This is a genomic window from Mesorhizobium sp. M1399, assembly GCF_040317735.1.
GTDB lineage: Bacteria > Pseudomonadota > Alphaproteobacteria > Rhizobiales > Rhizobiaceae > Mesorhizobium.
Window position 1 is genome coordinate 151,600 of sequence record NZ_JAMYKZ010000007.1, and the last position, 25,842, is coordinate 177,441.

General features: G+C 60.8%; 24 protein-coding genes. 11 read left to right on the top strand and 13 right to left on the bottom strand.

What is annotated here, in order from left to right:
- Nucleotides 1-7 precede the first annotated feature (7 nt).
- Nucleotides 8-895, top strand: coding sequence for a branched-chain amino acid ABC transporter permease (locus NKH05_RS14025; RefSeq protein WP_031193840.1), 888 nt, complete (start codon nt 8-10; stop codon nt 893-895).
- Between the two features lies 1 nt (nt 896).
- Complete coding sequence (locus NKH05_RS14030; protein WP_352855580.1) at nt 897-1,874, top strand: branched-chain amino acid ABC transporter permease; 978 nt, start codon at nt 897-899, stop codon at nt 1,872-1,874.
- 19 nt (nt 1,875-1,893) lie between these two features.
- On the opposite strand, the gene NKH05_RS14035 is transcribed toward NKH05_RS14030, so the two are convergent.
- The 4 genes from NKH05_RS14035 to NKH05_RS14050 are packed head-to-tail and all read right to left on the bottom strand — an operon-like array spanning nt 1,894 to nt 5,920.
- Complete coding sequence (locus NKH05_RS14035; protein ID WP_023718531.1) at nt 1,894-3,066, bottom strand: ABC transporter ATP-binding protein; 1,173 nt, start codon at nt 3,064-3,066, stop codon at nt 1,894-1,896.
- Complete coding sequence (locus NKH05_RS14040; protein ID WP_353025575.1) at nt 3,059-4,201, bottom strand: extracellular solute-binding protein; 1,143 nt, start codon at nt 4,199-4,201, stop codon at nt 3,059-3,061. The genes NKH05_RS14035 and NKH05_RS14040 overlap by 8 nt, the downstream gene beginning before the upstream one ends.
- 22 nt (nt 4,202-4,223) lie before the next feature.
- Nucleotides 4,224-5,045, bottom strand: coding sequence for an ABC transporter permease (locus NKH05_RS14045; protein WP_352855578.1), 822 nt, complete (start codon nt 5,043-5,045; stop codon nt 4,224-4,226).
- Nucleotides 5,042-5,920 carry an ABC transporter permease gene (locus NKH05_RS14050; protein WP_023718528.1) on the bottom strand — a complete coding sequence of 293 codons (879 nt, stop codon included), beginning with the start codon at nt 5,918-5,920 and terminating at the stop codon, nt 5,042-5,044. Before NKH05_RS14050 ends, NKH05_RS14045 begins: the two co-directional genes overlap by 4 nt.
- A 247-nt stretch (nt 5,921-6,167) precedes the next feature.
- Between NKH05_RS14050 and NKH05_RS14055 the strand changes: the two genes are divergently transcribed.
- The 7 genes from NKH05_RS14055 to NKH05_RS14085 all read left to right on the top strand — a co-directional run bounded on the left by NKH05_RS14055 (nt 6,168) and on the right by NKH05_RS14085 (nt 13,129).
- Nucleotides 6,168-7,094 (top strand): ArsR/SmtB family transcription factor, encoded by a 927-nt coding sequence (locus tag NKH05_RS14055; protein WP_352494491.1) that lies wholly within the window; start codon nt 6,168-6,170, stop codon nt 7,092-7,094.
- 4 nt (nt 7,095-7,098) lie between these two features.
- Nucleotides 7,099-7,260: a hypothetical protein gene (locus tag NKH05_RS14060; protein WP_156948152.1), complete on the top strand. Its 162-nt coding sequence runs from the start codon at nt 7,099-7,101 to the stop codon at nt 7,258-7,260.
- Nucleotides 7,261-7,278: 18 nt separating this feature from the next.
- Nucleotides 7,279-8,790, top strand: a complete 1,512-nt coding sequence (gene arfA, locus NKH05_RS14065; protein WP_352855762.1) for an arabinosylfuranosidase ArfA — start codon at nt 7,279-7,281, stop codon at nt 8,788-8,790.
- Between the two features lie 50 nt (nt 8,791-8,840).
- Complete coding sequence (locus NKH05_RS14070; protein ID WP_352589459.1) at nt 8,841-9,932, top strand: ABC transporter ATP-binding protein; 1,092 nt, start codon at nt 8,841-8,843, stop codon at nt 9,930-9,932.
- 19 nt (nt 9,933-9,951) lie between these two features.
- The gene (locus NKH05_RS14075) at nt 9,952-10,869 is read left to right on the top strand and encodes a carbohydrate ABC transporter permease (protein WP_051409714.1); all 918 of its coding nucleotides are present in this window, start codon (nt 9,952-9,954) and stop codon (nt 10,867-10,869) included.
- Nucleotides 10,866-11,714, top strand: a complete 849-nt coding sequence (locus NKH05_RS14080; protein WP_352484059.1) for a carbohydrate ABC transporter permease — start codon at nt 10,866-10,868, stop codon at nt 11,712-11,714. Before NKH05_RS14075 ends, NKH05_RS14080 begins: the two co-directional genes overlap by 4 nt.
- A 95-nt stretch (nt 11,715-11,809) precedes the next feature.
- Nucleotides 11,810-13,129: an ABC transporter substrate-binding protein gene (locus tag NKH05_RS14085; RefSeq protein WP_023720710.1), complete on the top strand. Its 1,320-nt coding sequence runs from the start codon at nt 11,810-11,812 to the stop codon at nt 13,127-13,129.
- A 181-nt stretch (nt 13,130-13,310) separates the two neighbouring features.
- On the opposite strand, the gene minE is transcribed toward NKH05_RS14085, so the two are convergent.
- From minE to NKH05_RS14130, 9 genes are all read right to left on the bottom strand, one after another.
- A complete protein-coding gene (gene minE / locus NKH05_RS14090) occupies nt 13,311-13,583 on the bottom strand; it encodes a cell division topological specificity factor MinE (RefSeq protein WP_023720709.1) in 273 nt (90 codons plus the stop codon).
- A complete protein-coding gene (minD, locus tag NKH05_RS14095) occupies nt 13,580-14,395 on the bottom strand; it encodes a septum site-determining protein MinD (RefSeq protein WP_023720708.1) in 816 nt (271 codons plus the stop codon). Before minD ends, minE begins: the two co-directional genes overlap by 4 nt.
- A 19-nt stretch (nt 14,396-14,414) precedes the next feature.
- Nucleotides 14,415-15,134 (bottom strand): septum site-determining protein MinC, encoded by a 720-nt coding sequence (minC, locus tag NKH05_RS14100; RefSeq protein ID WP_031194495.1) that lies wholly within the window; start codon nt 15,132-15,134, stop codon nt 14,415-14,417.
- 233 nt (nt 15,135-15,367) lie between these two features.
- Nucleotides 15,368-16,369 carry a substrate-binding domain-containing protein gene (locus tag NKH05_RS14105; RefSeq protein WP_031194494.1) on the bottom strand — a complete coding sequence of 334 codons (1,002 nt, stop codon included), beginning with the start codon at nt 16,367-16,369 and terminating at the stop codon, nt 15,368-15,370.
- Between the two features lie 107 nt (nt 16,370-16,476).
- Nucleotides 16,477-17,529 (bottom strand): ABC transporter permease, encoded by a 1,053-nt coding sequence (locus tag NKH05_RS14110; protein WP_352484056.1) that lies wholly within the window; start codon nt 17,527-17,529, stop codon nt 16,477-16,479.
- Nucleotides 17,529-19,046 carry a sugar ABC transporter ATP-binding protein gene (locus NKH05_RS14115; RefSeq protein WP_352494489.1) on the bottom strand — a complete coding sequence of 506 codons (1,518 nt, stop codon included), beginning with the start codon at nt 19,044-19,046 and terminating at the stop codon, nt 17,529-17,531. The genes NKH05_RS14110 and NKH05_RS14115 overlap by 1 nt, the downstream gene beginning before the upstream one ends.
- Nucleotides 19,043-20,041 (bottom strand): LacI family DNA-binding transcriptional regulator, encoded by a 999-nt coding sequence (locus NKH05_RS14120; RefSeq protein ID WP_352484067.1) that lies wholly within the window; start codon nt 20,039-20,041, stop codon nt 19,043-19,045. Before NKH05_RS14120 ends, NKH05_RS14115 begins: the two co-directional genes overlap by 4 nt.
- A gap of 258 nt (nt 20,042-20,299) precedes the next feature.
- Entirely contained in the window at nt 20,300-21,406 is a 1,107-nt protein-coding gene (locus tag NKH05_RS14125) for a glycosyltransferase (protein WP_352494488.1), read from the bottom strand.
- 8 nt (nt 21,407-21,414) lie between these two features.
- A complete protein-coding gene (locus NKH05_RS14130; RefSeq protein WP_352484053.1) occupies nt 21,415-22,965 on the bottom strand; it encodes a GumC family protein in 1,551 nt (516 codons plus the stop codon).
- 325 nt (nt 22,966-23,290) lie between these two features.
- Here NKH05_RS14130 and NKH05_RS14135 point away from each other — a divergent pair, with 325 nt between their 5' ends.
- Nucleotides 23,291-24,358, top strand: a complete 1,068-nt coding sequence (locus tag NKH05_RS14135; RefSeq protein WP_023720700.1) for an acyltransferase family protein — start codon at nt 23,291-23,293, stop codon at nt 24,356-24,358.
- 218 nt (nt 24,359-24,576) lie between these two features.
- Nucleotides 24,577-25,824 carry a VpsF family polysaccharide biosynthesis protein gene (locus NKH05_RS14140; protein ID WP_245278650.1) on the top strand — a complete coding sequence of 416 codons (1,248 nt, stop codon included), beginning with the start codon at nt 24,577-24,579 and terminating at the stop codon, nt 25,822-25,824.
- Nucleotides 25,825-25,842 lie beyond the last annotated feature (18 nt).

Consider the following 25,842-nt stretch of genomic DNA (forward strand, 5'->3'; position numbering starts at 1 on the left):
TGGCGCCATGACGATGATCTTCGGAATACCCGTTCAGGCATTCCTCGGCCAATTGCTGGTCGGCCTCATCAACGGCTCTTTCTACGCCATGTTGAGCCTCGGCCTGGCTGTCATATTCGGCCTGTTGCGCGTCATCAATTTCGCTCACGGCGCGCTCTATATGCTCGGCGCCTTCATCGGCTATCTGCTGCTCACCCGGTTCGGCATCGGCTATTGGCCGGCTCTGATCCTGTCGCCGCTGATCGTCGGCGGCTTCGGTGTCGTGGTCGAGCGCCTGGCGCTGTCGCGGCTTTACGATATCGACCCGCTTTACGGTCTACTTTTCACCTTTGGCCTCGCGCTCGTGCTCGAAGGCGTGTTCCGGTACTACTATGGGGTATCGGGAAGTCCTTATTCCGTGCCGCCGCTGCTGTCCGGCGGCACCAATCTCGGCTTCATGTTCCTGCCAAATTACCGCGGCTGGGTGGTGGTCGCCTCGATGATCGTCTGTTTCGGCACCTGGGTGCTGATCGAGAAGACCAAGCTGGGCTCCTATCTGCGCGCGGCAACGGAGAACCCCCGCCTGGTCCAGGCTTTCGGCGTCAACGTGCCGTTGCTGCTGACCCTTACCTACGGCCTCGGCTGCGCTCTTGCCGGTCTCGCCGGCGTTCTCGCCGCGCCGATCTATCAGGTAAGCCCGCTGATGGGATCTGATCTCATCATCGTCGTGTTCGCCGTTGTCGTGGTCGGCGGCATGGGATCGATCCTCGGGGCGATCGTTACCGGTTACATGCTTGGGCTCGCCGAAGGCCTGACCAAGGTTTTCTATCCCGAAGCCTCCAATCTGGTGGTCTTCGTCATCATGGCGATCGTGCTTCTGGTCCGGCCAGCCGGCCTGTTCGGAAGGGACGTCTGAGATGGCCGAACTCTCACTTCGCGAGACGCGCGCCAAAAGTTCGGTATGGCTTGAATGGACGCTGGTGGGGCTCGGCATCCTGGCGCTGCTGGTGGCGCCTTTCTTCGTCTATCCGATCTTCCTGATGAAAATGCTGTGCTTTGCGCTGTTTGCCTGCGCGTTCAACCTTCTGCTCGGCTACACCGGGTTGTTGTCCTTCGGCCATGCGACGTTCTTCGGCGGGGCAGCCTACTTCAGCGCATATGCGGTCAAGGTCTGGGGCTGGCCGCCGGAAGCGGGCATCCTGCTCGGCGTCCTGGGTGCCGCGCTGCTTGGCCTTGTGATGGGCTTCTTTGCCATCCGCCGGCAAGGCATCTATTTCGCCATGATCACGCTGGCGCTGTCGCAGATGTTCTTCTTCTTCTGCGTGCAGGCGCCGTTCACCGGAGGTGAGGACGGCATCCAGGGCGTGCCGCGCGGCAGGCTGTTTGGAATGCTCGACCTGAACGTCTCGATGAACATCTACTATTTCGTTCTGGCGGTCTTCCTGATCGGCGTGTTCGCCATCTGGCGCATCATCAACTCGCCTTTCGGCATGATCCTGCGTTCCATCCGCGAAAACGAGAGCCGGGCAATTTCGCTTGGCTATTCCGTCGCCAACTACAAGCTGGCGGCTTTCGTCATGTCGGCAACATTGGCCGGGCTGGCGGGCGCGCTCAAGGCGATCGTTTTTCAGTTTGCCACGCTCACCGACGTCACCTGGCAGATGTCGGGCGAGGTGATCCTGATGACGCTCCTCGGCGGCATCGGCACCATGGTCGGGCCGATCATCGGCGCCAGTCTGGTCGTCGGCCTGGAAAACACGCTCGCTACCTCGAATTTTCCGGTGACCATCGCCACCGGCCTGACCTTCATGGTCTGCGTGCTGGTTTTCCGGCGCGGTATTGTCGGTGAGGTCTATGCGCGGTTTCTCGGGCCAAGGGGTGACGCGAAAGACTGAACGGCTCAGCGCCTCGTCGCTACGCGATACGTACGCCTTGCGCGTCGAGAAGCACGCAACCCAGCGGGTCGAAGCAGACATCGACCGTTTCGCCTTCACGCAGCGGCTGGCCGTCGATCAGCGTGTTGGCGCGCAACGGCGTGCCAGCGCCGATGTCGATCTCGTAGACCGCATTGCCGCCGAGATAGGAGGTCGAGACTATTCGTCCCGACAGCCTGTTGGCAGCACCGGCGGTGCCGACGGTAAGCTTCTGCGGGCGAACGACGACGGTGATCGCGCTGCCGGCCGTGAGCGCCTTCGGTGCGGCCGCCTTTACGACATGGCCGCTGGCCAGCGCGATCGTTGCCATGTTGCCGTCCATCGCCGTCACGCTGCCGGGCAGCATGTTGGCCTTACCCAGGAAATTGGCGACGAATGCGGTGGCCGGCTGGTCGTAGACCTGCGCCGGGGAACCGATCTGCTCGATCAGGCCGGCGTTCATCACGACGATGCGGTCGGACATCGACAAGGCTTCTTCCTGGTCGTGCGTCACAAAGATGGCGGTGATGCCCGTCTCCCGCTGGATTTTCTTGATCTCGACGCGCATGTCCTCGCGCATATTGGCGTCGAGCGCCGACAAGGGCTCGTCTAGCAGCAGCACTTCCGGTTCGAAGACGATGGCGCGGGCCAGTGCGATGCGTTGCTGCTGGCCGCCCGAGAGCTGTGACGGCAGCTTTGTCTCACTGCCGGGCAGCCGCACCATATCCAGCGCCTTCTTGACCCGGCGCACGATTTCCGGTTTCGGCACGTTCCGGTATTTCAGCCCGAATGCGACGTTGTCGAAGACGTTCTTGTGTGGAAAGAGCGCGTAGTTCTGGAACACCAGGCCGATGTTGCGCTTGTAGATCGGGATGTCGTCGACGCGCTTTCCGCCGATCGAGATCTGCCCGCTGGTGATATCCACCAGGCCGGCGATCGATCGCAGGATCGTGGTCTTGCCGCATCCGGACGGCCCCAGCAAGGTGACGAAACTGCCCTTGCGGATCGCCAGTGAAAAATCGCGCACGGCGGCGAACTTGCCGTAGAAAATATCGATGTCGCGAAACTCGACCGCAGGCTTTCCTGTCGGCTGGCTTTCGCCCCGAGCGAGCGGGTCGCGATCAGCCCCGGCCGATGCCGGCCGGGGCTGATCGTGGCTGTTATCGTCATGCACCTTTCGACACCCTGTCCCATTGCTTGGTCCAGGCGTCTTCGTTCTTCGCCCAGTAGAGCGGATCGGCGAAGGTCAGCGACTTCATCGATCCGGTCGGGTCGAAGGCCGGAAGCGCTGCGATCTTGTCGGTCAGCTTCACCTTGGTCGGATCAAGCGAGGGTGGATAATTCTGGCCTTCGGCGACAGCGATCGACGTGGCCGGATCCAGCATGAAGTTGATCAGTTCCTCGCATTCGGCCATCGGCGATCCCTTGAGCACCAGCATGTCCTCCATCCATGCGTATGAGCCGGCGGGGTCGAGATAGCCGATCGGCTGGCCCTGCTGCTGCAGGGCGGCGACGCGTCCGGACCAGGCATCGGTAACGACGATTTCGTTGCGCGACAGGAGGTCCATCAGTTCCGCGCCGGAACTCCAGAACTTCTTGGCCAGGTCGCGGGTCTCGCGAACCTTGGCCCAGACCGCATCCATGTCCTGGATGTTGTTGGGGTCCTGTTTCGTCTGCAGCGCCGCATACCAGACGCGCGTCGTCATATCGGCGTAGCCGCCGACCTTGCCGGCATATTTCTTGTCGGTAAGCAGGTTGGCGCCGTTTTCCTTGGCTTCCTCCGGCGAGATGACCTTGTTGTTGTAGGCGATGCCGGTGGTGCCGTAATCATATGGCACTGCCGACAGCTTCGGCGTGATCTTGCGGAACGGCTCGATCATGGCGGTCAGCACATTCGCCATGTTCGGAATGTTCGCCTCGTTGATCTCCGAGTTGAAGCCGCCATTGACGTATTTGATGTAGTAGTTGACGCCGGAAGAATGGACGATCTGGAAGTCGCCCGGCTTCGACGTCTTGATCTTGGTGATGATCTCGTTCTCGTCGCCAAAGGTGCCCTGGACGACCTTGACCTTGGACTTGGCGGTGTAGGGCTGGAACGCGTACTTATCGATCGCCTCCTGCACCACGCCGCCCCATCCGTCGAAGCGCACTTCCGAAACCGCGGCCAGCGCGCGTCCCATCCAGGGCATGGAAAGCCCGGTGGCGGCGGCAGCGGCGGCCGTCAGCGTCAGGAATGATCGCCGGCTGATGTCGCCATTGGCATAGCGTTCGTTGAGCCGTTCCAGTCGTTTGGTGGTTGTCAGTTTCATTTTCATTCTCCCATTTTCATTTTCACTTGCCTGCCTTGAACCAGGTGAGGCTTTGCAGGATGAGCCCACCAGCCAAGGGAATGCCGACCGTCAAAAGGATCATGACAGTGCCCAGCGCGTTCACCTCGGGGCTGATCGAGATCTTCAGCATCGAGAGGATTTGCGTCGGCATGGTCTCGACGCCCGCCGGTCGCCAGAACAGGCTGGCCGAGGTGTTGTCGAACGAGATGGTGAAGGCGAGCAGCACGCTGGCAAGCACTGCGGGAATGAGCAGCGGCAGCGTGATCTCGCGGAATGTCGACACACGCGGCGCCCCGAGCGACAGTGCCGCCTCCTCATAGGAACGTTTAATGCCGACCATGCGCGCCTGAACGATCAGCACCACGTAGGGGAGCGTGAGCAGAATGTGGCCGAGCACCAGAAGCGTCATGCTGCGCGGTTGGTCGACGGCTTTGATCATGACCAGCAGGCCGACGCCCAGTATCGTCTCGGGGACCAGCGCGGGAAGAATGACAAGCGTGTTGATCGCCTGCTTGCCACGGAACTCGAAGCGCACCAGCGCCAATGCCGCCATGATGCCGAGCAGCGTCGTCACCGTTGCCGTCACCAGGGCAATCCACATCGATGTCCGGAAGGCATCGAGGACCGGCTCGTTGGTGAGCAGCTTCTCGTACCAGCGCAGGCTGAAGCCGGTGAGGGGAAAGCCGCCAAACATCGAGGCGTTGAAGGAAAGCACGACCGTGGCGAGGATCGGGGCGAACATGAAGACATAGACGCACACCGTGATCGCGCCGGTTAGCCGCCACGCCCATCTGCCTTCGCGATCGGGATGCTCCGCTCTCATGCACTGAGACCCTTCATGATCTGCGACAGGCCCATATAGCGGCTGTAGGCGGCCGCGGCCGCACCGAGCAGAACGAACAGGACGATGGAAAGCGTGGCGCCCATCGGCCAGTTGAGCTGCCCCATGATGGTGTCGTAGATCAGGTTGCCGAACAGCGCGTCGCGGCTTCCCCCGAGCAATTGCGGCGTCACATAGGAGCCGGCCGCCAGCACGAAGCAGAGCAACAGTCCGGCGCCCAGCCCCGGAATCGACAGCGGCAGGGTCACTTCGCGGAACGCCTGTGCGCTGGTGCAGCCCATCGAGCGGGCGGCGGCGATCAAGGTGCGGTCGATGCCCTCCAGGCTGACATAGACGTTCAGGATCATGTAGGGCAGCAGAAAATGCAGCAGCCCCATGATGACGGCGCCCTCGGTGTAGAGCATCGGCAACGGCTCGTTGATGACCCCCAGCCGGATGAGCACGACGTTGATCAGCCCCTGTTCGCCGAGAATATGGATCCACGAGAATGTCCGGATGGTGAAGCTGATCCAGAACGGCACGATGAGCAGCAACAGCAGCAGCCATTTGTGCTTGAAAGTCGTGGCCCAGATGAAATAGGCGGGGAAATAGCCAAGGATCGCGCAGATCACAGCGGTGATGGCGCCGACGCGAACGGTCTTCCAAAGAAAGCCGTGATAGTAGCTGTCGGTGAGGAATTCCTTCCAGTTGTCGAAGGTCAGCACCGCCGACTCCACCCCAGCGGTAACGAAGGTGAAAAACGTGTAGACAGTCATCATCGCGATCGGCAGCAGCAGAAGCAGGGTAAGCAGCAAAAGCACGGGCGCGACGAGGACCCAGGCCAGTCGCTGATCATATAATTTCCACCCTTTGGTCACGACCCGTCCAACCACTTCATGTCCAAGCCGCCATCACCGGGCTCGGCTCCGGACTAGATTGGGCGATCGGCGTTCAGGTGTCCACTCTGCATATGGCTCCTGCACAAATTCTGTGCAGGGCCACCGCGCGACCGTCGCCCTGCTGGATTTAACAAATTGCTCGGGTTCGCCTGCGCATTGATTAAATCAGATATCCCGATATACAGGATAATTTCGGATATAGATTTGGCATGGGCCCGGGCATTTCATGAGTCGCAATTTTCTGGTGATTGAACCTGAGGAAGGCATTGCCGTGCTCAAGGGGCTTGCCTCCTCGGCGCGTATCTCGATGCTGAAACTGCTGCATGAGAAGGGGCCGATGAATGTCAACGAAATCGCCGCCGTGCTGTCGCTGCCGCAGTCGACCGTCTCGACCAACATCCAGGTGCTGGAGGATGCGGGGCTGATCCGCACCGAGAACCTGAAAGCGAAGAAAGGCAGCCAGAAAATCTGTTATCCGACGGCCGAAGAAGTGCTCGTCGTGTTCAAGAGCGAATATCGTGCGGTCAAGAACGACGCGATCGAAGTGTCGATGCCGATCGGGCTTTACACCGGCTTCGAGGTTACCGCGCCCTGCGGCCTTTGTTCGCCGGACGGCATCATCGGCTTGCTCGATGTACCGAACACTTTCCTCGATCCGGATCGTATGAAAGCCGGGCTGTTGTGGTTCACCCGCGGTTTTGTCGAATACCAGTTTCCCAATAATGCCAAGCTCGCCAATGCCGAGATCACCGAGCTCGAAGTGGCGATAGAGCTGTCTTCGGAAGTGCCGGGCACCAGCGCCGATTGGCCCTCGGACATCACGCTGACGATCAATGGCGTCGATGTCGGCACCTGGACGTCGCCGGGGGATTTCGGCGACAAGCGCGGCGTCTTCACGCCGTCCTGGTGGAAACTCAAGGGTTCGCAATACGGCAAGCTCAAGAACTGGCGAATTGCCAATGACGGCACCTATGTCGACGGCCTCAGGATTTCCGAAACCGGCCTCGCCGCACTCGATCTGAAGAGCCATCATTCAATCCGCGTCCGTATCGGCGTCAAGGACGACGCCAAGCGCCCCGGCGGGATCAACATTTTCGGCAAGGGCTTTGGAAATTACGATCAGGACATCCTGCTCCGGATCAAAACTGGTTGATATCATGAAACCGGGTTCTGAAGATAACGCAGCAATTTCAATGAACTGGCTTTCTGCTGAGCCAAAACCTTCGTCTAATTGTCCTACTTTTGGCTATTTTGGCTTGACGAAGAGCTGCCAGTTCCTCTTTGATATCGGGCAAGATGATTTAAATCATCGTTTGTGATATCGATGGGAGGAATGCATGAAGGCAGCCGTTACGGCACATCCGCATTATGTTGTCTCGGAAATCGATCCGAGGCTCTACGGATCCTTCATCGAGCATCTCGGGCGGGCAGTTTATACCGGCATCTACGAGCCAGGCCATCCGACGGCGGATGCCAATGGCATGCGTCAGGACGTCATCGATCTCGTCAGAGAACTTAATGTTCCGATCGTCCGCTATCCCGGCGGCAATTTCGTCTCCGCCTACAATTGGGAAGACGGCATCGGCCCCAAGGAAGAGCGCCCGGTGCGGCTCGACCTCGCCTGGCATACGTCGGAAAGCAACGAAGTCGGCCTGCACGAATTTGCCGATTGGTGCACCTCCGCCAACACCGAGATGATGCTTGCCGTCAATCTCGGCTCGCGCGGCCTTGACGAAGCCCGCAACCTTCTGGAGTACGCCAACCATCCCGGCGGCAGTAAATGGAGCGACAAGCGCATCGCCAATGGCCGCAAGGAGCCCTTCGACGTCAAGCTCTGGTGCCTCGGCAATGAAATGGACGGCCCCTGGCAGATCGGCCACAAGACCGCGGACGAGTATGGCCGCTTAGCGCATGAGACGGCCAAGGCAATGCGCGCCTTCTCCAAGTCGCTCGAGTTGGTGGTCTGCGGCTCTTCGAATGCCAAGATGCCGACCTACCCTGAATGGGAAGCGACGGTTCTCGACCATACCTACAACGAGGTCGACTACATCTCGCTGCACATGTATTTCGACAACGAAGCCAACGACGCTTCGAACTATCTCGCCATGAGCGAAAAGCTCGACGACTACATTGTCTCGGTCGCCGGCGTCATCGACTATATCAAGGCCAAGAAGCGCTCCAACAAGCAGCTCTACATCTCGTTCGACGAATGGAACGTCTGGTACCATTCCAAGGAGCAGGACAAGAAAATCCTCGGCGGCAGCGACGGCTGGCCATTCGCCCCGCCGTTGCTCGAAGACATCTATAATTTCGAGGATGTGCTGCAGGTCGGCCTGATCCTCAACACCTTCATCCGCCGTTCCGATGTCGTCAAGATCGCCTGCCTGGCACAACTGGTCAACGTCATCGCGCCGATCATGACCGTTCCGAATGGCCCGGCATGGCGGCAGACGATTTTTTATCCCTATCTGTTTGCTTCTAACTACGGCCGCGGCAATGCGCTGGATCTCAAGGTGGAAAGCCCGACCTATAAATCCACCGTTGCGGGCGACGTCGCCTACGTCGACATTGCCGGCGTGCACGACACGAAGACCGGCCACGTCACCTTCTTCGCCGTCAACCGCCATTCGAGCGAGGCAATCGAAACAGTGGTCGACCTCACCGGCTTCGGCGAAGCGGAAATCGTCGATCACCGGGTCGTGGCGCACGCCGATCTGAAAGCCGTCAATTCGGCCGAGAACCCAGGCAATGTCGGCCCAAGGAAGGGTGAGGGCGCCTCACTCGCCGGCGGCAAGCTGAGCCTGTCGCTGCCGGCCTATTCCTACCAGGTCATTCGCCTGAGGCTCTGAGTTCAGGCGGATCATCGAGACAAGCGCAAGCGCTGAGGAGGAGCGTCGACGTGACGGCCGATATCGAGATCAGAAACGTGAGCAAGCAGTTCGGTGCCATGACGGTGCTGGATCATCTGTCGCTCTCCATAAGGGCACGCGAATTCATCGTGTTCCTGGGGCCGTCCGGTTGCGGAAAATCGACGCTTCTTCGAATGATTGCCGGTCTCGAAGCTGTCGATAGCGGCGAGATTGCCATCAACAATGAGCGCATCGATCATCTGCCGCCGGGCAAGCGCGGCATTGCCATGGTGTTCCAGTCCTATGCGCTTTATCCGCATATGACGGTGCGCGCCAACATGGCCTTCGGGCTTGCGAATATCGGCGTTCCAGGCAAGGTCATCGAGGCGCGCATCAACGAAGCCGCCCGCATCCTCGAAATGCCGCATTTGCTCGATCGCAAGCCGGGCCAGCTCTCCGGCGGTCAGCGCCAGCGCGTCGCCATCGGCCGTGCGATCGTCAAGGAGCCGAAGGCGTTCCTGTTCGACGAGCCGCTCTCCAATCTCGATGCGGCGTTGCGCACCCGCACCCGCATCGAACTTGCCCAGCTTCATCAGCGCCTGCAGTCGACGATGATCTTCGTCACCCACGACCAGGTCGAGGCAATGACGCTCGCCGACCGCATCGTCGTCATGAACAATCGCAAGATCGATCAGATCGGCACTCCGATGGAGATCTACGAGCGTCCGGCGACCAAATTCGTCGCAGGGTTCGTCGGTGCGCCGGCGATGAACTTCGTTGATGCGACGCTCAACAAATCCGGCGAGAACGCCACGGCCAGGTTTGCGGACGGCATCTCGGTGCAGACCGAGATCGCCTCCAGCCAATTGACCGATGGCAAGTACACTTTCGGCATCCGTTCGGAAGACGTCCGTATCGTTGCCGCCGGACAGGGCAATGCCGATGGCGTGGTCGATGTGCTCGAGCGGCTCGGCGAACGCACCCTGATCTACGCGCGGCTGGGCGATGGCCAGCAGATAGTCGGTTCCGATGCCGGCAACAGTCGCGTCGCCGTCGGCGACAGGATCGGGCTCGCCTTCGACGGCCAGAAATCGCATCTGTTCAATGAGACCGGCCGCGCCTGGCATGCGAGGGAGGCCTGAGATGGTTGACCGGCTGGCGATGTCCCCGACCGCGACGCTTGCTGTCGGCGCCAGAACGCCGACCGCCGACATCTATGCGCCGCAATGGCGAAACTTCATTTTCGTTGCGCCATTCTTGTTCTTCTTCACGACGCTGCTGCTCTTCCCGCTGCTCTGGGGGATGTGGCTGAGTTTCCACAAGGCCGACACGTTCTCGTCCGGAAATTTTGTCGGTTTCGGCAATTACGTCAGGCTGTATCACGACAAGGTCTTCCTGCAATCGATCTGGAACACCTTCTACTTCGTGCTGCTGACGGTGCCGACGCTGGCGCTGATCGGTCTTTTCCTGGCGCTTTGCCTCAATCGCCGGACGCGCACTGCTGCGGTTTTGCGGACGCTGTTCTTTTCCTCGTCGGTGCTGTCGGTCACCATCGTCACGCTGATCTGGCGCATCGTCTTCATTCCGAATGTCGGCCTGTTGTCGACGATCTACGGATGGTTCGGCGCGACCGCGCCGGCTTTCATTTCCGATCCCAACCTGGCGATGGTCGGCATCGCCATTGCCACCATCTGGTGGTGCATCGGCCTGCCGATGATGCTCTTTCTCTCGGCGCTCCAGCAGATTCCGCAGGATATCTACGAGGCGGCGGCGCTGGACAATGCCAATCGCTGGCAGACGCTACGCTCGATCACGCTGCCGTCGATCAAGCGGACCTTCATCCTGGTGATCATTATCCAGATCGTGCTGCAATTCCAGCTGTTCGGCCAGGCTTGGCTGATGACGCGGGGCGGTCCGAACAACCTGACCAAGCCGATCGTGCTCTACATCTACGACACCGCATTCCGCCGCTGGGATCTCGGCCTGGGCGCCGCTGCATCGGAAATCCTGTTCATCCTCATCCTGATCGCGGCCATGGCCCAGTACCTGGTGACACGCAGCAGGGGAGACCAGGCATGAGCGCTCCAGCCGCTTCCATCAAGGGACGGGCATTTGGCGACCATTTGTTATTGGCCCTGGTCCTCCTGCTTTCGATCGTCATGATCGCGCCGGTTCTGTGGGTCATCGGCCTGTCACTCAAGGACAATGCGGAGCTGATGGCAGATCCGAATTCGGTGTTTCACGCGCCCTATACGCTGAAGAACTACATCAACACCGTCGGCACCTCGTCGGTGTTCATCTGGGTGCGCAACAGCATCATCGTCTCGGGCGGATTGACGCTCGGCACCTTGATCCTGTCGTCGCTCGCCGGCTACGGCTTTGCACGGCTGAATTTCCCCGGCCGAGACGTGCTGTTCGTGATCGTGCTGTTCGGCCTGGCGGTCCCGGAGCAGGCCGTGCTCGTCGCCCGTCACCAGATCTTCAGCATGCTGAAGTTCCACAACACCTATCAAGGGCTCATTCTGCCGGGCCTTTCGGCTCCGTTCGGCGTCTTCCTGATGACCCAGTATTTCAAAGCCATCCCGAAGGAGTTGGACGAAGCCGCCATGCTCGATAACGCCAGCCGGCTCAGGATTTTCTGGAAGGTGCTTCTGCCGCTCACGCTGCCTGCGCAGGCAACGCTCGGCATCTTTACCTTTCTCGGCGCGTGGAACGATTATTTCTGGCCGCTGATTTCGGCAACGAGGAAGGACATGTTCACGCTGACGGTCGGCATGGCCTCGACGCAGACCAACTTCGCCCAGTCCGAAGGCATCGGCTTCCTGATGGCGCAGGCGGTGTTTGCCGGTGCACCGATCCTGATCGTCTACCTGTTTTTCCAGAAATACATCGTCACGGCGGTCTCCGGCGCTGCGGTGAGATAACGAAGATTGCCTGACGGCCGGGGGGAATGCGCAGCGATTGAAGCACGAAGGCCAATCCAGGGTGGAGCGGCGGAAACTCAGTAGGAGGAACTGATATGAAACTGAAGAAAATGCTGTTTGCCGCAGTCTCTGCGGGCGCAATGATGCTCGCAAATCCAAGCTTCGCGGCCACGGAACTGAGCGTGCAGCGCTTTTTCGGCGCCTGCGATGCCGATTTCGGCACCAACACCGATCCCACCAAAGCCGTTGGCGAATGCGGAATCATCACCTCGCTGATCAACAAGTTCAACGCCGACAATCCCGATGTCCACGTCAACGTCACCACCGTGGAATGGCCCGGCTACGATCAGCTGACCGCGCAGTTCGCTTCAGGCGACGCTCCGGACATCGTCACGATCCATGAATCCGTACTGTCGGATTATCAGTCGAAGGGCCTGTTGATGCCGCTCGACGATCTCTTGAAGTCAGTCGGCGTGACACCCGACGCCTTCACCGACGCGGCGCGCAATGGCGCCACCAAAGACAGCAAGATCTATGGCCTGCCGATCGACAGCTGGACGATGCTCTATCATGTCAACATGGATCTTTTCAAACAAGCCGGCCTCGTCAGTGCCGACGGCACGCCGATTTTTCCAAAGTCGCCCGAGGAACTGCTCGCCCAGGCCGAACAGTTCAAGCAGAAGACGGGCAAGCCTTATTTCGTCCAGAACCTGACCAATGAGACTGCGCTCTACACACGCAATCTCTACACTTATCTTTTCCAGCAGGATTCCGATTTCTTTGCCGATCCGAAGCATGTGAAGTTGAATACGCCGGAAGCCAAGAAGGTCGTCGAGATGTACAAGGCGATCTTCGAGAAGGGCTACACCACCAAGGACCTCGATTATGGCGGCTCGATCAATGCCTTCCTTGCCGGCGAGGGTGGCGTCCACCTCAACGGCACCTGGGTGGTCGGCGATTACAACGCCCAGTCCGAAACCAAGGGTACGGCGCTCAACAAGGGCGGCTATGCGGTTTATCCGTATCCGCAGCTGTTTGGCGGCACCCACGCGCAATATGCCGACGGCCACACCTGGGCCGTGTCGCAGAAAGACCGCACGCCTGAACAGATCGCGGCCATCGGCAAATTCCTGAAGTTCTTCGCCGACAACGACTTTGAGTGGTCGCGCACCGGTCACCTGCCCGCCTACAAGGCCGTCATCACCTCGGACGCCTTCAAGGCCCTGCCGCATCGCAACACGATCTCTGCGGTCGCCGACCTCGGCAAGCCGCTGCCGTCGGCCGTACAGCGCCAGTTTGCGATCCAGGACATTATCGGCGAAGAGATGAGTGCAGCAATCAGTGGCCAGAAGGACGTCGACACCGCCCTTGCCGACATGGAAAGCCGCGTCAACGAATTGCTCGCCAACATTTGACCACGGGTTTCGAAAGGCCCTCCCAAGGCGCCCCCGCGGCTGGAAACGGCCGCGGGGTTTTGGTGAGGCGGTGGTTGCAGTGGTTATTGCGTGACTTGCCCGTGGCGACCGGGTCGAACACGCCAATCACGGCGCCGCAACCTCGGCAGCAGCCGACGCGAGCCCTGACTGGAGGATTCCGCTAGAACGCCGCGGCCATGGGCATTGCGATCTTGTTGGGGATCTGGATGTCGATCTCCAATCTCGACGTCGTTTCGCCGTGATCCATGCTCACCTGCAGGAAATCCTGGTCGACCTGAACATGCCGGGCGATCACCGCCATGATCTCCTCGCGCAACACGGAGACGAGATCGGGCTGGTTGCGGCTTCGACGCTCGTAAGCCAACAGCAGTTGCAAGCGCTCGCGCGCCACGGGCGCGCTGCCGCGGCGCTTGAAGATATCGAGCAGGTTCATGCTGCCCTCCTTCCCAACAGCCGGTCGAGGAGGCCCCTCCGCTCGAAAGGCAGAACGACCGGCAGGTCCTCGCCCTCGAGTCTTCTTGCCGCGTCGATATAGGCGCGTGCGGCGGGGTTGGTGTTTTCGCTGAGCGTAACCGGCGCGCCCACATTGGATGCGCGCAGCACGTCCTGGCTCTCGGGAATTATTCCCAGCAGAGGCGTGGACAGGATCTCGAGAACGTCATCAATGCTGAGCATCTCGCCGCGGGCAGCGCGGGCAGCGTCATAGCGCGTGACGAGGACGTGTTTGGCAATCGATTCACCTTGCTCGGCTTTCATCGTCCTGGAGTCGAGCAGGCCGATAATGCGATCGGAATCGCGGACCGAGCTCACTTCCGGGTTGGTCACGATTACCGCCTCGTCGGCAAAGCGCATGGCAAGTTGCGCGCCGCGCTCTATGCCGGCGGGGCTGTCGCAGAAGACGTAGTCGAAAACCGATCGCAGCTTGTCGATGACATCGGCGACGCCTTCCTCGGTGAGGGCATCCTTGTCGCGCGTTTGCGAGGCCGGCAGCAGGAACAGCGTGTCGAGCCGCTTGTCACGGATCAGCGCCTGCGAAAGCTTGGCAGTTCCCTGAATGACGTTGACGATATCGAAAACCACGCGCCGCTCGGCGCCCATGATCAGATCGAGATTGCGCAGGCCGACATCGAAGTCGACGAGGGCCACCCGCTTGCCGGTTTTCGCGACCGCCGCGCCGAGAGCGGCCGTCGAGGTCGTCTTGCCGACACCCCCTTTGCCGGATGTGACAACCACTACCTTGCCCATATTTGTGCCTCCAATGTTGTTAGTTGAGCGGTGCGACGCAAAGTGCGCCGTCCTCGAGAAAGGCCTGTACCGGCCTTCCTCGCGAGGAGGCGTCCATCTCCTCGGCGGTGCGGTACCAGCCGTCTACCGCCAGAAGTTCGGCTTCATTTTTCCGGCAAAAGATACGAGCCGCAGAATTTCCCGTGGCGCCGGCGAACGCACGCCCACGCAGCGTGCCGTAGACGTGGATCGACCCCCCGGCGATGATTTCGGAACCGGAACTGACGGAGCCGACAATGACCACATCGCCATCGGGGTGAAAGATCGACTGGCCGGAGCGGATCGGTGCCTTGATCATCAATGAGTTCGGCGCCTCCGGCTCTTCCGTCTTGGCCTCAGCGGCGGCTTTTGGGTCCGGCTGCACGTAAAGCGCGTCAGCGGTGGCCTCCTTGGCGCCAACGAGGAGCGGCGGCAGATCAGCATCGAGACCAACATTGCCGTCCGCCTCGATCGCGTAGATGCGAATCCCGCGCTCCGCGAGCTGTGAGACCAGATCTTCGATCTCGCCCGCCTCGGGCTTGAGCATATTCAGGTCGAGCACGACCGGGCGACCGGCAAAGAAGCCGGGAGAGTTTTCGGTCCAGTGATCCAGGCTTTGCAGCCATTCCCCCAACGGGGCCTCAGGGGTGAGGGTGAAGGCTACAAACGAGCGCGCTCGAAAGCGTATGGACTTGTTTTGGATGGGAGCGACGCAGGTCACAGAGGCGACTCCTTACTGATTGGTTAAGGCTAGCCCGGCATGGTTAACGAACAGTTAATGGCGGCCTTCCGAGGCTTCCATTCTTGCTGTTTCGGAGCGCACCGACGGTCGATCTGATTGGACCCTGGAGACCCTCGCCGTTGCCGAAGACCGGCCGATGGGCGGAAATGAGGCGTTGCGACGGTGCGGAGGTGCCATTCGACCTCCGCACCGCAATCGCCATGGCACTTTTGTCAGTTACCCATCATCTGCTTGGCGTTTTCCGGCGTGATCGCCGTCGTTGCAACTGTGACCGTCGGCTCGACGGATGTGGCGCAATCGAGAAGAACCGACTTTGCCATATCGATCGCCTCCTTGGCGCCCGTCGGATAAGTGAAGGTTGCAGCCCATTCGCCTTCGGCAACGGCCCGGATGCCGCCGGCAGGACCTGGCAATCCGTCGGTGCCGATGATCTTGATCTGCCCTTCCTTGCCGGCGCCCTTGGCGGCAAGGCGCGCTCCGGCGGCCATCATGTCGTTGCTGGCGTAGACCATCTTGATATCGGGATTGGCCTGAAGCATGGCTGCGAACGCCGTCTGTGCCTTGTCCGGCAGCCAGTCCGCCGCCTGCTCGGCGACGACCTTGATCTTGTCGTTCTCCTTGACGCCGTCCTTGAAGCCGTTGAGCCGTTCCACGGCAGGGGTCGAACTGGGCAGCCCTTCCAGAACGGCAACTTCACCGCCGTCAGGAAGCAGTTTCGTGGCGGTATATTTGCCGGCTTCGAAGGCGATCTTGTAATTGTCGCCGCCAATAAAAGCCGTGTAGTCCTTGCCCGGATCGCCAACCGTCTTGCGGTCGAGCTCGATGACGGGGATGCCGGCCTCCATGGCCCGCTTCACCGCCGGCGTCAGCGGCGATGCTTCGAAGGGCGATATCAGCAGCAGGTCGACCTTCTGGGTGATGAAATTGTCGACCTGTGAGGTCTGGGTGTTCACGCTGCCGGCGCCATCGGCGATCTGCAAGGTGAACTGGGACACTGCCTTGGCGGCGGCGGTGAGTTCGTCATTGACGTGCTGGCGATACGGCTCGGCATTGTTGGCCTGAGAAAAGCCGATTACGAATTCGCCGGTCTTGGAGCAAGCCTTGACCAATGGTTCCGCAGCTTGAGCGCCTCCGGCGGCTGCGAGAAAGGTCCCGGCAAGCAGACACGTTTGCCAGGCCCTTTGTCTGCTATTGCGTGTGCTCCTGATAACCATGGTTGTTTCCTTCCTGTCGATGCCCTTGGCTCGACTGTTGGTTTGCTGAGCTTCACTCTCCCGACGCCGGGTAAGCTGGCGTTCAGGGGTCTTCCAATGTCGCCCACTTAACGGACCAGACCTTCGCGGCGACGGACGAGGGACTGAAGAACCGCCGCCAGGATGATGATCGCGGCTGTCGCGAGCAATTGCAGGGCGGGTGTGATGTTGTTGAGTTGCAGGACGTTGGCGAGCGCGCCGAGCATGATCGTGCCGGCGACCGTGCCGACCATCGATCCGGCTCCACCGAACAGGCTGGTACCGCCGATGACGACCGCGGCGATGGCGGTAAGTTCGTAACCGGCGCCGTCATTGGCACTGCCGAAGTTGAACTGCCCTGCATGGACGATGCCGGCGAGAGCGGCCGCGAAGCCGGTGATCGCATAGACGGTGATCTTGACGGCGGACACCGGAACGCCCGAGAGGCGCGCCGCCCGCTCATTGCCGCCGACGGCAAAGACATAGCGGCCAAAGCGGGTCGTGTTGAGAACCACTGTGGCGATCGCCGCAAAAGCGATGAAGACGATGGTTGCCACCGGCACCACATTGTTGAACAAGCGCTCGCCCAGAATGGCAAATACCGGAGGGGCAAGCCCGGGTCCGTCGCCATAGGAGATGTTGATGTACTCGTTGCCCGAGACGACCAGGGCCAGACCGCGCGCGGCCTGAAGGCCCGCGAGGGTGACGATGAAGGGCTCAAGGCGGAAGCGCGTCGAGATCGAGCCCTGAACGGCACCGAAGACCACGCCGGCAAGAAGCACGGCAAGGATCGTCGGCACGAGGCCAACGCCACCATTGATCATCATCGTGGCCGTGACGACACTGGCCAGGCCAAGCAAAGCGCCAACCGAGAGGTCGATCCCCGCAGTGATGATGACGAAGGTCATGCCGATCGCGATGATGCCGGTCTCGGACACGGCGCGTACGATGTTGGCGATGTTGTCCGGGGCGATGAACAGTATCTGTCCGTGCCGGCGCGGCGAGAAGATGATGCCGCCGATCACGACGACCACCAAGCCGATCAGGCTCTGGAAGCGGACGATGAGTGCAAGCGGATCGCGCCGCTTCTGAGCTGTCTTGCCGCTCGGCAGTTCGGTATCCGCCGTGCTGGTGTCGGACATCAGGAGGCCTTTCCGGTTGCGGCGGCAAGCACCGTGTGTTCATCGACGCCGCGCTCGAATTCCGCCACGTTGCGGCCCTCCCGAAGAACCACGATGCGATCGCATAGGCCAATCAGCTCAGGCATTTCGCTCGAGGCGACGAGTATGCCGAGGCCTTGCGATGCCAGATCGCGAAGCCTGGCATAGATTTCCGCCTTCGCGCCGACGTCGACGCCACGCGTCGGTTCATCCAGCAACAGCAGCCGCGGATTGCCGAGGATCTCCTTGGCGAGCACCACCTTCTGCTGGTTGCCGCCCGACAGCGCGCCGACCGGGATGGCCGCATTGCGCGGTCGTATGTCGAATTGGCCGAACGAGCGCGCCACAGCGGCTGCTTCGCGTGCAATCGACATGAAGCCGCGCGGCGAGATTCGTCGCAGCACCGACATGACCAGGTTGCGGCCGACCGCTGTACGCAGCATCAGCCCGCTTCCTCGCCTGTCGTCGGTGACGAGGGCGACGCCGGCCCTGCGCGCAGCTCTGATGGACTCGAGGCGCACCGGGCGATCGTCGACCTCGACGGTGCCGGCCCAACGGCCGGCCAGGCCGGTGCCATAGAGCGCGCTGAGCAACTCGGTACGGCCGGCACCCATGACGCCCGCCAGGCCGACAATTTCGCCCTCATGCACGTCGAGCGAAACGTTTTGGGGAACCTGCCAGCCGGCGCTGGCTCGAGCGGGATGGAAACGGGCGTCCTTGAGATGAAGGAGCCGGCGACCTGCGGTGCGTGTGCGTTTCGGGTAAAGGTCCTCCAGAGGCCGGCCGACGAGAAGGCTGACCAGTTCGGCCTGTGGTGCGTCCGGGGCTGTCGTCCCGGCCACGCGGCCATCGCGCATCACCGTTACCCGGTCCGCAACTTGGGGAACCTCCTCAAGCCGATGCGAGATGTAGATGATGCCCACGCCGGTGGCACTGAGCTTGCGCATGATGGTGAAGAGCCTGTCCACCTCGCTGACCGTCAGGGCCGCCGTCGGCTCGTCCATGATCAGGACACGCGATGCATAGGACAGTGCCTTGACGATCGCCACGACCTGACGATGCCCGATCGACAGTTCGCCGACGGGCCGTTCGACATCGATGTCCAACTCGATGGCGGTCAGCCGGGTGCGGGCTTCTTCGCGCATCCTTGCGACATCGAGAAAACCGCCGGGCTTCACCAACTCGCGACCGAGGAAAAGATTGGCCGCGACATCGAGGCCAGGCACGAGATCGAGTTCCTGGAAGATCGTGGCGATGCCGGCGGCCTGCGCTTCGCGCGGATTGGCAAAATGCACCGGTGCGCCATCGATCGTGATCGTTCCTTCGTCAGGGGCGTGCACACCGGACAGGATGTTCATCAATGTCGACTTGCCAGCGCCGTTCTCGCCCAGCAGGGCATGGATCTCGCCCACGCGCAGTTCGAAATCGACGCCGCGCAAAGCGTGAACGCCACCGAAACGTTTAACGACGCCATTCATGGTCAGAAGCGGCGAAGTCATGCCGGTCTTCCGCAGGATGCGCGCAGGCGCAGCGTTGGCTCAAGGCGAACCGTGCGTCGTTGGCCATCTGGAAGTCCAATCCGCTCAATCAGCAACGCGGCTGCCTGCCGGCCCAAATCCTCGCAGGGCTGTTCGACCAGCGTCAGTCGCGGCTCGAAGTAATCGGCCCATTCGAAATCGTCGAAGCCGACCACCGATATGTCCCTGGGGACAGCGAGCCCTCGCTCACGGACCGCGCGCATCACGCCTATCGTCGACAGATTGTTGCCGGTCACCAGGGCAGTCGGAGGCACCAGCAGCGACAACAGCGCATGGGCGGCGGTGCTCGCACTGGCGGTGGTCGCGTTTCCCGTCACGACGTAGTCCGGCACAAACTCCAGGCCGTTGGCCTCCAGTGCCGCGCGAAATCCGTTCATGCGCTCCAGCGTGGTGGCAAATCCCCGCTGTCCGGCAACAAAACCGATGCGGCGATGTCCGAAGGACACGACGTGGTCGATCAGCGCGCGGATGGCCTCGAAATTCTCGACACCGACCTGATCAAAGCGATCGTCAGGTAGTCGGTCGATCAAGACGCAGGGCAGGGACCGTTCCGAGAGATATCGCAATGCAGCTTGCGGCGCGGCAGAGGGCGCCAGGATGATCCCGTCGACGCGTCGCTGGTGCAGTGCCTGGACGACAGCCAGTTCCTTGTCGGGATCGTCCTGCGTATCCGACAGGAACACCATGAGGCCAAGGCGCGCGCACTCGGTCTCGACGGCGCAGATGATGTCGCTGAAATAGGGGTTTGAGATCGCCGAAATCGCCAGGCCGACACTGCTCGTCGAGGCCAGCTTTAGCGAGCGTGCGACACTGTTGGGCATATAGCCGAGAGCAGCGATCGCCTCGCTCACCGATCTGGCAGTGGCCGGGGAGACATAGCGGGTTTGATTGACGACGTGTGAAACGGTCGACACCGACACGCCTGCCCTGCGAGCGACCTCGACGATCGTCGTCATCGCGGAGCTGTCGCGCTCGACGTGGTGACGGGCAAGCGCACGCACGCTCCTCCTCGAATCTTGCGTTTCCCAGTCTCACAATCTGTGAATCCGCCTGGGCGGCCGTTGTGACTTTCCGAAAGCTAGCGCCATCGAAACGTTTGCGCAACCGGTTTTCTGGCTTGATGTGACTTGCTTGCGCCGAAATCAGCCAGGACTTCCGTGCCGGCCATCAGCTGCGGCTGGATGCCACCGCGATCTGTTGGCCGGGCGCGACAACTAGAGCAAGGCTTCGTACCGATCGCCAATCTTGTCGACTGCGAAATCCGCCGCCCGGCTTTTCAGGACGGCAGCAGGGGTGGGGTGGTCCAGCATCTCGGCCATCGCCTTCGCCAGGGCTGCGGCGTCACCGACCGGCACCAAGGTGCCGAAACGGCCGTCACCGAGTATCTCGCGCGGGCCATGCGGAGCATCGGTGGAGATTACCGGGACACCGGCAGCCATGGCCTCGACCAACACGTTGCCAAAGCCTTCGCTGGTGGATGTAAGGACGAACAGATCGGCTGCGGCATAACAGGCTGCCGGATCGTTGACGTAGCCGGCAAAGAGCACTTCCCCGCCTATGCCGGTCTCTTCGGCATAGGCGTGCAATTCGGCAGCCAGCGGACCTTCGCCGAAGATGACAAGCCGGGCAGGGCGGCCGGCGCGCAGGGCAGCGAAGGCCCGCAGCAAAGTCCGGTGGTCCTTGACCGGCACCAGGCGCCCGGCGGTGGCGATGACCGGGCCATATCCCATCGCTGCCAATTTTGCCTGCCAGGCATAGGAAGTCCCCTGCGGTGCTTCAGCCGGCGGCAGCGGGTTGCTGATGACCACGACCTTGGATTCGGGGAAGCCGCGGGCGATGATGTCACGGCCGACACCCGCCGAAACGGCGATGGCTTTGGTCGCGCGCGCTGCAACCAGCGCGGAAAGCCAGATCGCCAGCCTCGCGCCGAGGCCGCTCGCAGGCAGCGAGGCGGCGGCGTGGAAGCTTGGAAAGAATTTTGCGCGGCTTCTGGCCAACATGAGTGACAGCGCCATGACCAGATTGGCGAATTCCGGGGCACTATAGACCGCATCAGGATCAAGGCGGCGGAACAAATTTGCGCTTCGCACGATGCCTTTTAGCGTCGCCGACTTGGCGTAACCCTCGCCGCGCAAGAGAAGGCCGAAGTCGACCAGATGCACGGCGGCGGAGCGCAGCGCCGCGTTAGGCCCTTGCGCGTTCCAGGTAAAAAGCGTGACCTCGTGGCCACGCGACGCCATTTCATTTGCCATCAGGACGAAGACACGCTCGGCGCCGCCGCCTCGCAGGCTGGCGATGTGGAAAACGATGCGCTTCGCCATGCCTTGCTTCAGGCTCGGCTGGCAGCAAGGTCTGATCTGTTCGGCGGCCGGCGCATGTCGCGGATAATGCCCATGCCAATGGCCAGCAGCATGCCCAGGGCAAAGCCTGCGAACGCTCCTGCGCCTGCCACCAGGGCAGTGCGCGGGGGCCATGAGCGCCCTGGCGGGGGCACCGCGGTCGAAATCACCTGTACGTTTGTGGTGTCGATCTGCTCGCGCTCACTGATTTGGCGCGCACGTGACAGAAAGCTCTCATAGACCGCTCTCTTCGAGGCCGCATCGCGTTCAAGCTCACGCAGGGCGACTTCGGACTCGCTGTCGGTGAAAACGTTGCTCTTCAGATCGTTCATCCTGGCGTTGAGAGAGGCCAACGAGGCCCTGGCCTTGTCCAGGCTGGACTTTGCCGTTCCGACGGTGCGGGAGAACTCGGCTCGGAGTTGCGAGTTGACGGTCTCGAGCTCCGTCCTCAGCCTGACAATCGTCGGGTGGCGCGGACCGAAGGTCATCGACTGTGAGTCGATCTGCTGTCGCAGGCTGTTTGACCTGTCGCGCAGCGCCGCGAGCGCTTCCGAAACCGTGGGGTCGGGATTGGCCCCATTTATACCGGAGGCAACCAGGGCGTCGTAGCTTGCCTGCGCGGCGATCACGCGCGATTGCGCATCGACGATTTCGCCGTTGAGCTGCGTCATCGTCTGCGAACTGACGAGCTGGCCATTGCTGGAGGACAGGTTGTGGCTGCGCCTGTAGCTCTCGACCTTCTCTTCGGCTGCCTGGACGTCGCTCTTGAGTTGGCCAAGCCGGCTGTCGAGGGCAGCCGCGGCACGGCCGGCACCGGCAGCTTCGGCCTTGGCCAGTTCTTCCTGGAAGTTTTTGACTATGGCCTGCGAGATCAGGATCGCTTTGGCAGTGGTTTCCGCGGATACCGAGAGGGTTGTGACAAACGAGGTTGGGTCCGCAGCGGCGTTTACCCGGTCCGCCAGGTTCTTCAAGGCGATAAGCTTCGGGTCGGGCTTCGCCACCGCGCCAGACGTAGACGTGCTCCGGTCTGGATCGAAAAACTCTGGATCGTGAGTCAGATTCAGTTCGTCCACCACACGGGAAAGCACGTTGCCCGAGGTCAAGATGCGCTGCTTGCTGCGTGTGTTGAGCAGCTGGCTATCGACCTGGCCCGGTTGTGAGTAGAGGTCGTTTTCCACAACCTGCAAATTGGAGGGGTTGATGAGTACCTCTGTCGTGACGGTGTAACGCTGCTTGCTCAGCAATGCATAGGCGCCGCCGACAATGCCGCCGATTACCGCCAGCATGAACGCCAGGGCGAGACCGGCCCGCAGCCAGACGAACAGGCGTCGAAAATCGAGCTCGAGGAAATCGCCGATCTTGTCCAGGGTCACCGTCGCGACAGGCTCGGATGGTTGCGGCGTCACCGGTGCGGAGCTGCGCGCCGCGACTGGGTCATGCTGTTGCAGCATCGCCCTGCGCCGCGCATTGGCGATACGCTCGAACGCACTGTTATTGGAAGCCGTCGCGGAGATCGGGGGTGTGCCGGAACCGGCAGACATGGTGACAACCCTTGTTAAATCGTTACGCTTGGCCTGCTCTACAGAAACATCGTTAATATCTTATTTTCCAAGCTGGCCCATTTTGCCGTTCATCCCCCCTTCCGTCCGGCGGACGTTGAAGGGATTCGTTGCCCAGAATTTGGCGCGCATTCTTGCCGTCGCCCGATTTGCGTCCGCAACCGGTGAGTGATTTTCATGAAATCGGTAACGCGCACTTAACGGCGCGGTTGTATTGAAAAGATGGCAATGCCTTTTGAATGACATCTGAAGCACTGACCGCGACCTGCAGGATGGCGTCAGTCGCCTGCAATTGCAGGAGAGGAACGTGACGAAATTCTATTCGGTCCAGTATCTTCGCGCCTGCGCCGCTTTGTTGGTTCTGTTCGCGCACGCTTTTTCCTACCAGATCGGCATAGATAATCCGATTATCGTGACTGCGGGCCGCCTTGGTGTCATTCTGTTCTTCGTCATTAGCGGATTCATAATGGTCTATATTACGGGGAGCGGTCCCTTCTCTGCTCCAACCTTCCTGAAACGCCGAGCGATCCGGATCATCCCCCTCTACTGGCTTTTCACAAGCGTCGCCGCACTTCTGGCAGCTCTTGCACCAAGTCTCTTCCAGAAGACCGTCTTTACGTGGCCCCATTATCTCCAGTCGCTGTTCTTCGTTGTCCACCAAGCGCCGGAACGAGATGGCGTCAGCCCAATTTTGTCACTCGGCTGGACGCTCAATTATGAGGCCTATTTCTATATCGCATTCGCGGTGCTCGCATTCCTATCGGTGACCGCGCGCGCATTTGTGTTGACGGTCTTTTTCATTGCGATGTGGCTGGCCGGGCTGTTGATAGCTCCCACCAACCCTGTTCTCCAGTTCTATCTGAACGCTTCGCCGGTGGCCTTCGTCGTCGGCATGTGGATAGGCCGGCGCTATCTGGACGGCGGCTTTGCTTCCGACACACGCCATGTCTGGCTACTCGGCCCTATGGCCGCTGCAGGCGTGTTGCTTGCATTCGTCGATGACGGCACGCCGCTGATGAGCCAGATCAGCTTCGCGGGGCAGGTAATGTGGGCCGCCAGCCTGCTTCACCTTGGCCTCATTCTGGAACCGAAACTGAAGCACTGGAGCCTGCTCGAAGAGCTCGGCAACGCCTCCTACGCGCTTTACCTGTCGCATATCTTCGTGATCGGCGCCGTAGCCTACCTGGCCAGGCGCACCATCGGCTACGACCATCCGGCAACAGTGTTGCTGGTCTCGGTGGTCAGCATCGTGACTGCCTGCATAGCCAGCCTGGTGATCCACCAGATGATCGAGAAGCCGATTCTTCTCATTCTGAACGGCAGAAGGAAGGTTAGAGCCACATCGCTTCCTTACGCTGCCACGGGGAACAAATAAGGAGACCGTGCAAACGTCCGGGCATCGAACTTAACGGTTGTGGCAAACGCATGGCCCGGCATATTTTGACAACACACACGCCGCATCCGTTCGGCAGTCTCTTGAATGGATCTCGTGGCCGGAATGCCGTTTGAATACCTTCACTTGGAGGGGCCATGAGCTATCCTGCTGCCGCATCGGAACGATTGTTGTCCAGCCAGGCGCGCCGTCAAAACGCGTTGTCGCTGCTGTTTTTCCTATGCGCCGCATTCGCGTTCCTGCTGCGCTTTACGGTGTCGCCGCAGGTGATGAACATGGTCGTCGACTATACGGCCCAGGGAGGCTCGTTCTACGAGAAGCTGCATTTCGGCACTTACGCGATCTTCCTGCTGCTTGCTGTCGTTCTTTTCAGCCGACCGTTTCTGCTGCAGGGCGACGAAATTGGAATATTCAAGGCGTTGATGCGCTATTCGGTGCTGATGTTCGCGCTGGTGCCTTATCTGTTCATTACCGGCCGTGCGGGCTCCTCCGGGTTCATCATCGATACCTATCTGGTGGCCGGCGCCACAGGCCTGTTGATGCTGGCATTAAACGCGGAGTCGCGGCGGGCGCTGGGCGACGTAGTGCTTGGAATGGCCATCCTGAGCGCCGTGATCGGCACTATCGAAGCGGTGACTCAACATCGATTCCTGCCTTACGGCATCAACGAACTGCAGTTCAGGCCGATCGGCCTAGCGGCCCATCCGCTGTCACTAGGCGCGCTCTGCGCCACAGTCATCGGATTCGTACCGCTGACGCGCTGGCGCATATGGGTGCGGGTGGTGGCGATTTTCGTATTGGTCGTCGGTTGTGCTGCATCGGGCGCTCGCGCCGCGCTTCTGCTCGCTGCCGGAGAAATCCTCATTCTGCTGCTGTTCGTGCCTTGGCCGGGCCTGTCGCTCAAGTATGAGCGGCAGGCCAAATTTGTCGTGCTGATGTTCACTATGACAGGCGGCGCGGTGCTTGTTGCGATGCTGTTTGCTGGCGGTCTGCTGAACCGGTTCAGCAACACCATTTTCGACCAAAATTTTATGGCGCGGGTGACGATCTACCAGGTGTTCGGACTTGTCAGCTGGAAAGACATCCTGTTTGGCATGAACGGCGACGAACTCCTGGCGATCGTCAACGAGAAGCTGCATCTGCCGTTCATCGAGAGCGCGCCGGTGGTCATCGTCATGCTCTTCGGCCTGCCCATAGCCGTGCTCTTTACGGTGCTGATATTCTGGTTCGTTTTTCGGCTGCTGCGCGGGGCGCCGCTGCCCGCATGGATAGGCATCATCACCTTCCTGCTTGCTGCGCTGTCGAACAACGCGCTCTCATCAAAATCGCCTGAAATCGCGATTATTGTGGTGTTGCTGCTTGCCTATAGGAAGCAGCCCGATAGAGGCCAGCTCGAGAGCATGCCTTCGGCCGCTGCATCCCACCCAAACCCGGCCGGGTCTCGTTAAGCACGGACCTCGGATCCG

Coding starts and splice junctions, on each gene's coding strand:
- NKH05_RS14110 (WP_352484056.1), bottom strand. CDS start 17,529: ATGTCCGACACCAGCACGGCGGATACCGAACTGCCGAGCGGCAAGACA.
- NKH05_RS14040 (WP_353025575.1), bottom strand. CDS start 4,201: ATGAAACTGACAACCACCAAACGACTGGAACGGCTCAACGAACGCTAT.
- NKH05_RS14060 (WP_156948152.1), top strand. CDS start 7,099: ATGAAACCGGGTTCTGAAGATAACGCAGCAATTTCAATGAACTGGCTT.
- NKH05_RS14120 (WP_352484067.1), bottom strand. CDS start 20,041: ATGACGACGATCGTCGAGGTCGCTCGCAGGGCAGGCGTGTCGGTGTCG.
- NKH05_RS14105 (WP_031194494.1), bottom strand. CDS start 16,369: ATGGTTATCAGGAGCACACGCAATAGCAGACAAAGGGCCTGGCAAACG.
- NKH05_RS14115 (WP_352494489.1), bottom strand. CDS start 19,046: ATGACTTCGCCGCTTCTGACCATGAATGGCGTCGTTAAACGTTTCGGT.
- NKH05_RS14080 (WP_352484059.1), top strand. CDS start 10,866: ATGAGCGCTCCAGCCGCTTCCATCAAGGGACGGGCATTTGGCGACCAT.
- NKH05_RS14025 (WP_031193840.1), top strand. CDS start 8: ATGACGATGATCTTCGGAATACCCGTTCAGGCATTCCTCGGCCAATTG.
- NKH05_RS14030 (WP_352855580.1), top strand. CDS start 897: ATGGCCGAACTCTCACTTCGCGAGACGCGCGCCAAAAGTTCGGTATGG.
- minE (WP_023720709.1), bottom strand. CDS start 13,583: ATGAACCTGCTCGATATCTTCAAGCGCCGCGGCAGCGCGCCCGTGGCG.
- arfA (WP_352855762.1), top strand. CDS start 7,279: ATGAAGGCAGCCGTTACGGCACATCCGCATTATGTTGTCTCGGAAATC.
- NKH05_RS14045 (WP_352855578.1), bottom strand. CDS start 5,045: ATGAGAGCGGAGCATCCCGATCGCGAAGGCAGATGGGCGTGGCGGCTA.
- NKH05_RS14085 (WP_023720710.1), top strand. CDS start 11,810: ATGAAACTGAAGAAAATGCTGTTTGCCGCAGTCTCTGCGGGCGCAATG.
- NKH05_RS14125 (WP_352494488.1), bottom strand. CDS start 21,406: ATGGCGAAGCGCATCGTTTTCCACATCGCCAGCCTGCGAGGCGGCGGC.
- NKH05_RS14075 (WP_051409714.1), top strand. CDS start 9,952: ATGTCCCCGACCGCGACGCTTGCTGTCGGCGCCAGAACGCCGACCGCC.
- NKH05_RS14055 (WP_352494491.1), top strand. CDS start 6,168: ATGAGTCGCAATTTTCTGGTGATTGAACCTGAGGAAGGCATTGCCGTG.
- NKH05_RS14130 (WP_352484053.1), bottom strand. CDS start 22,965: ATGTCTGCCGGTTCCGGCACACCCCCGATCTCCGCGACGGCTTCCAAT.
- minD (WP_023720708.1), bottom strand. CDS start 14,395: ATGGGCAAGGTAGTGGTTGTCACATCCGGCAAAGGGGGTGTCGGCAAG.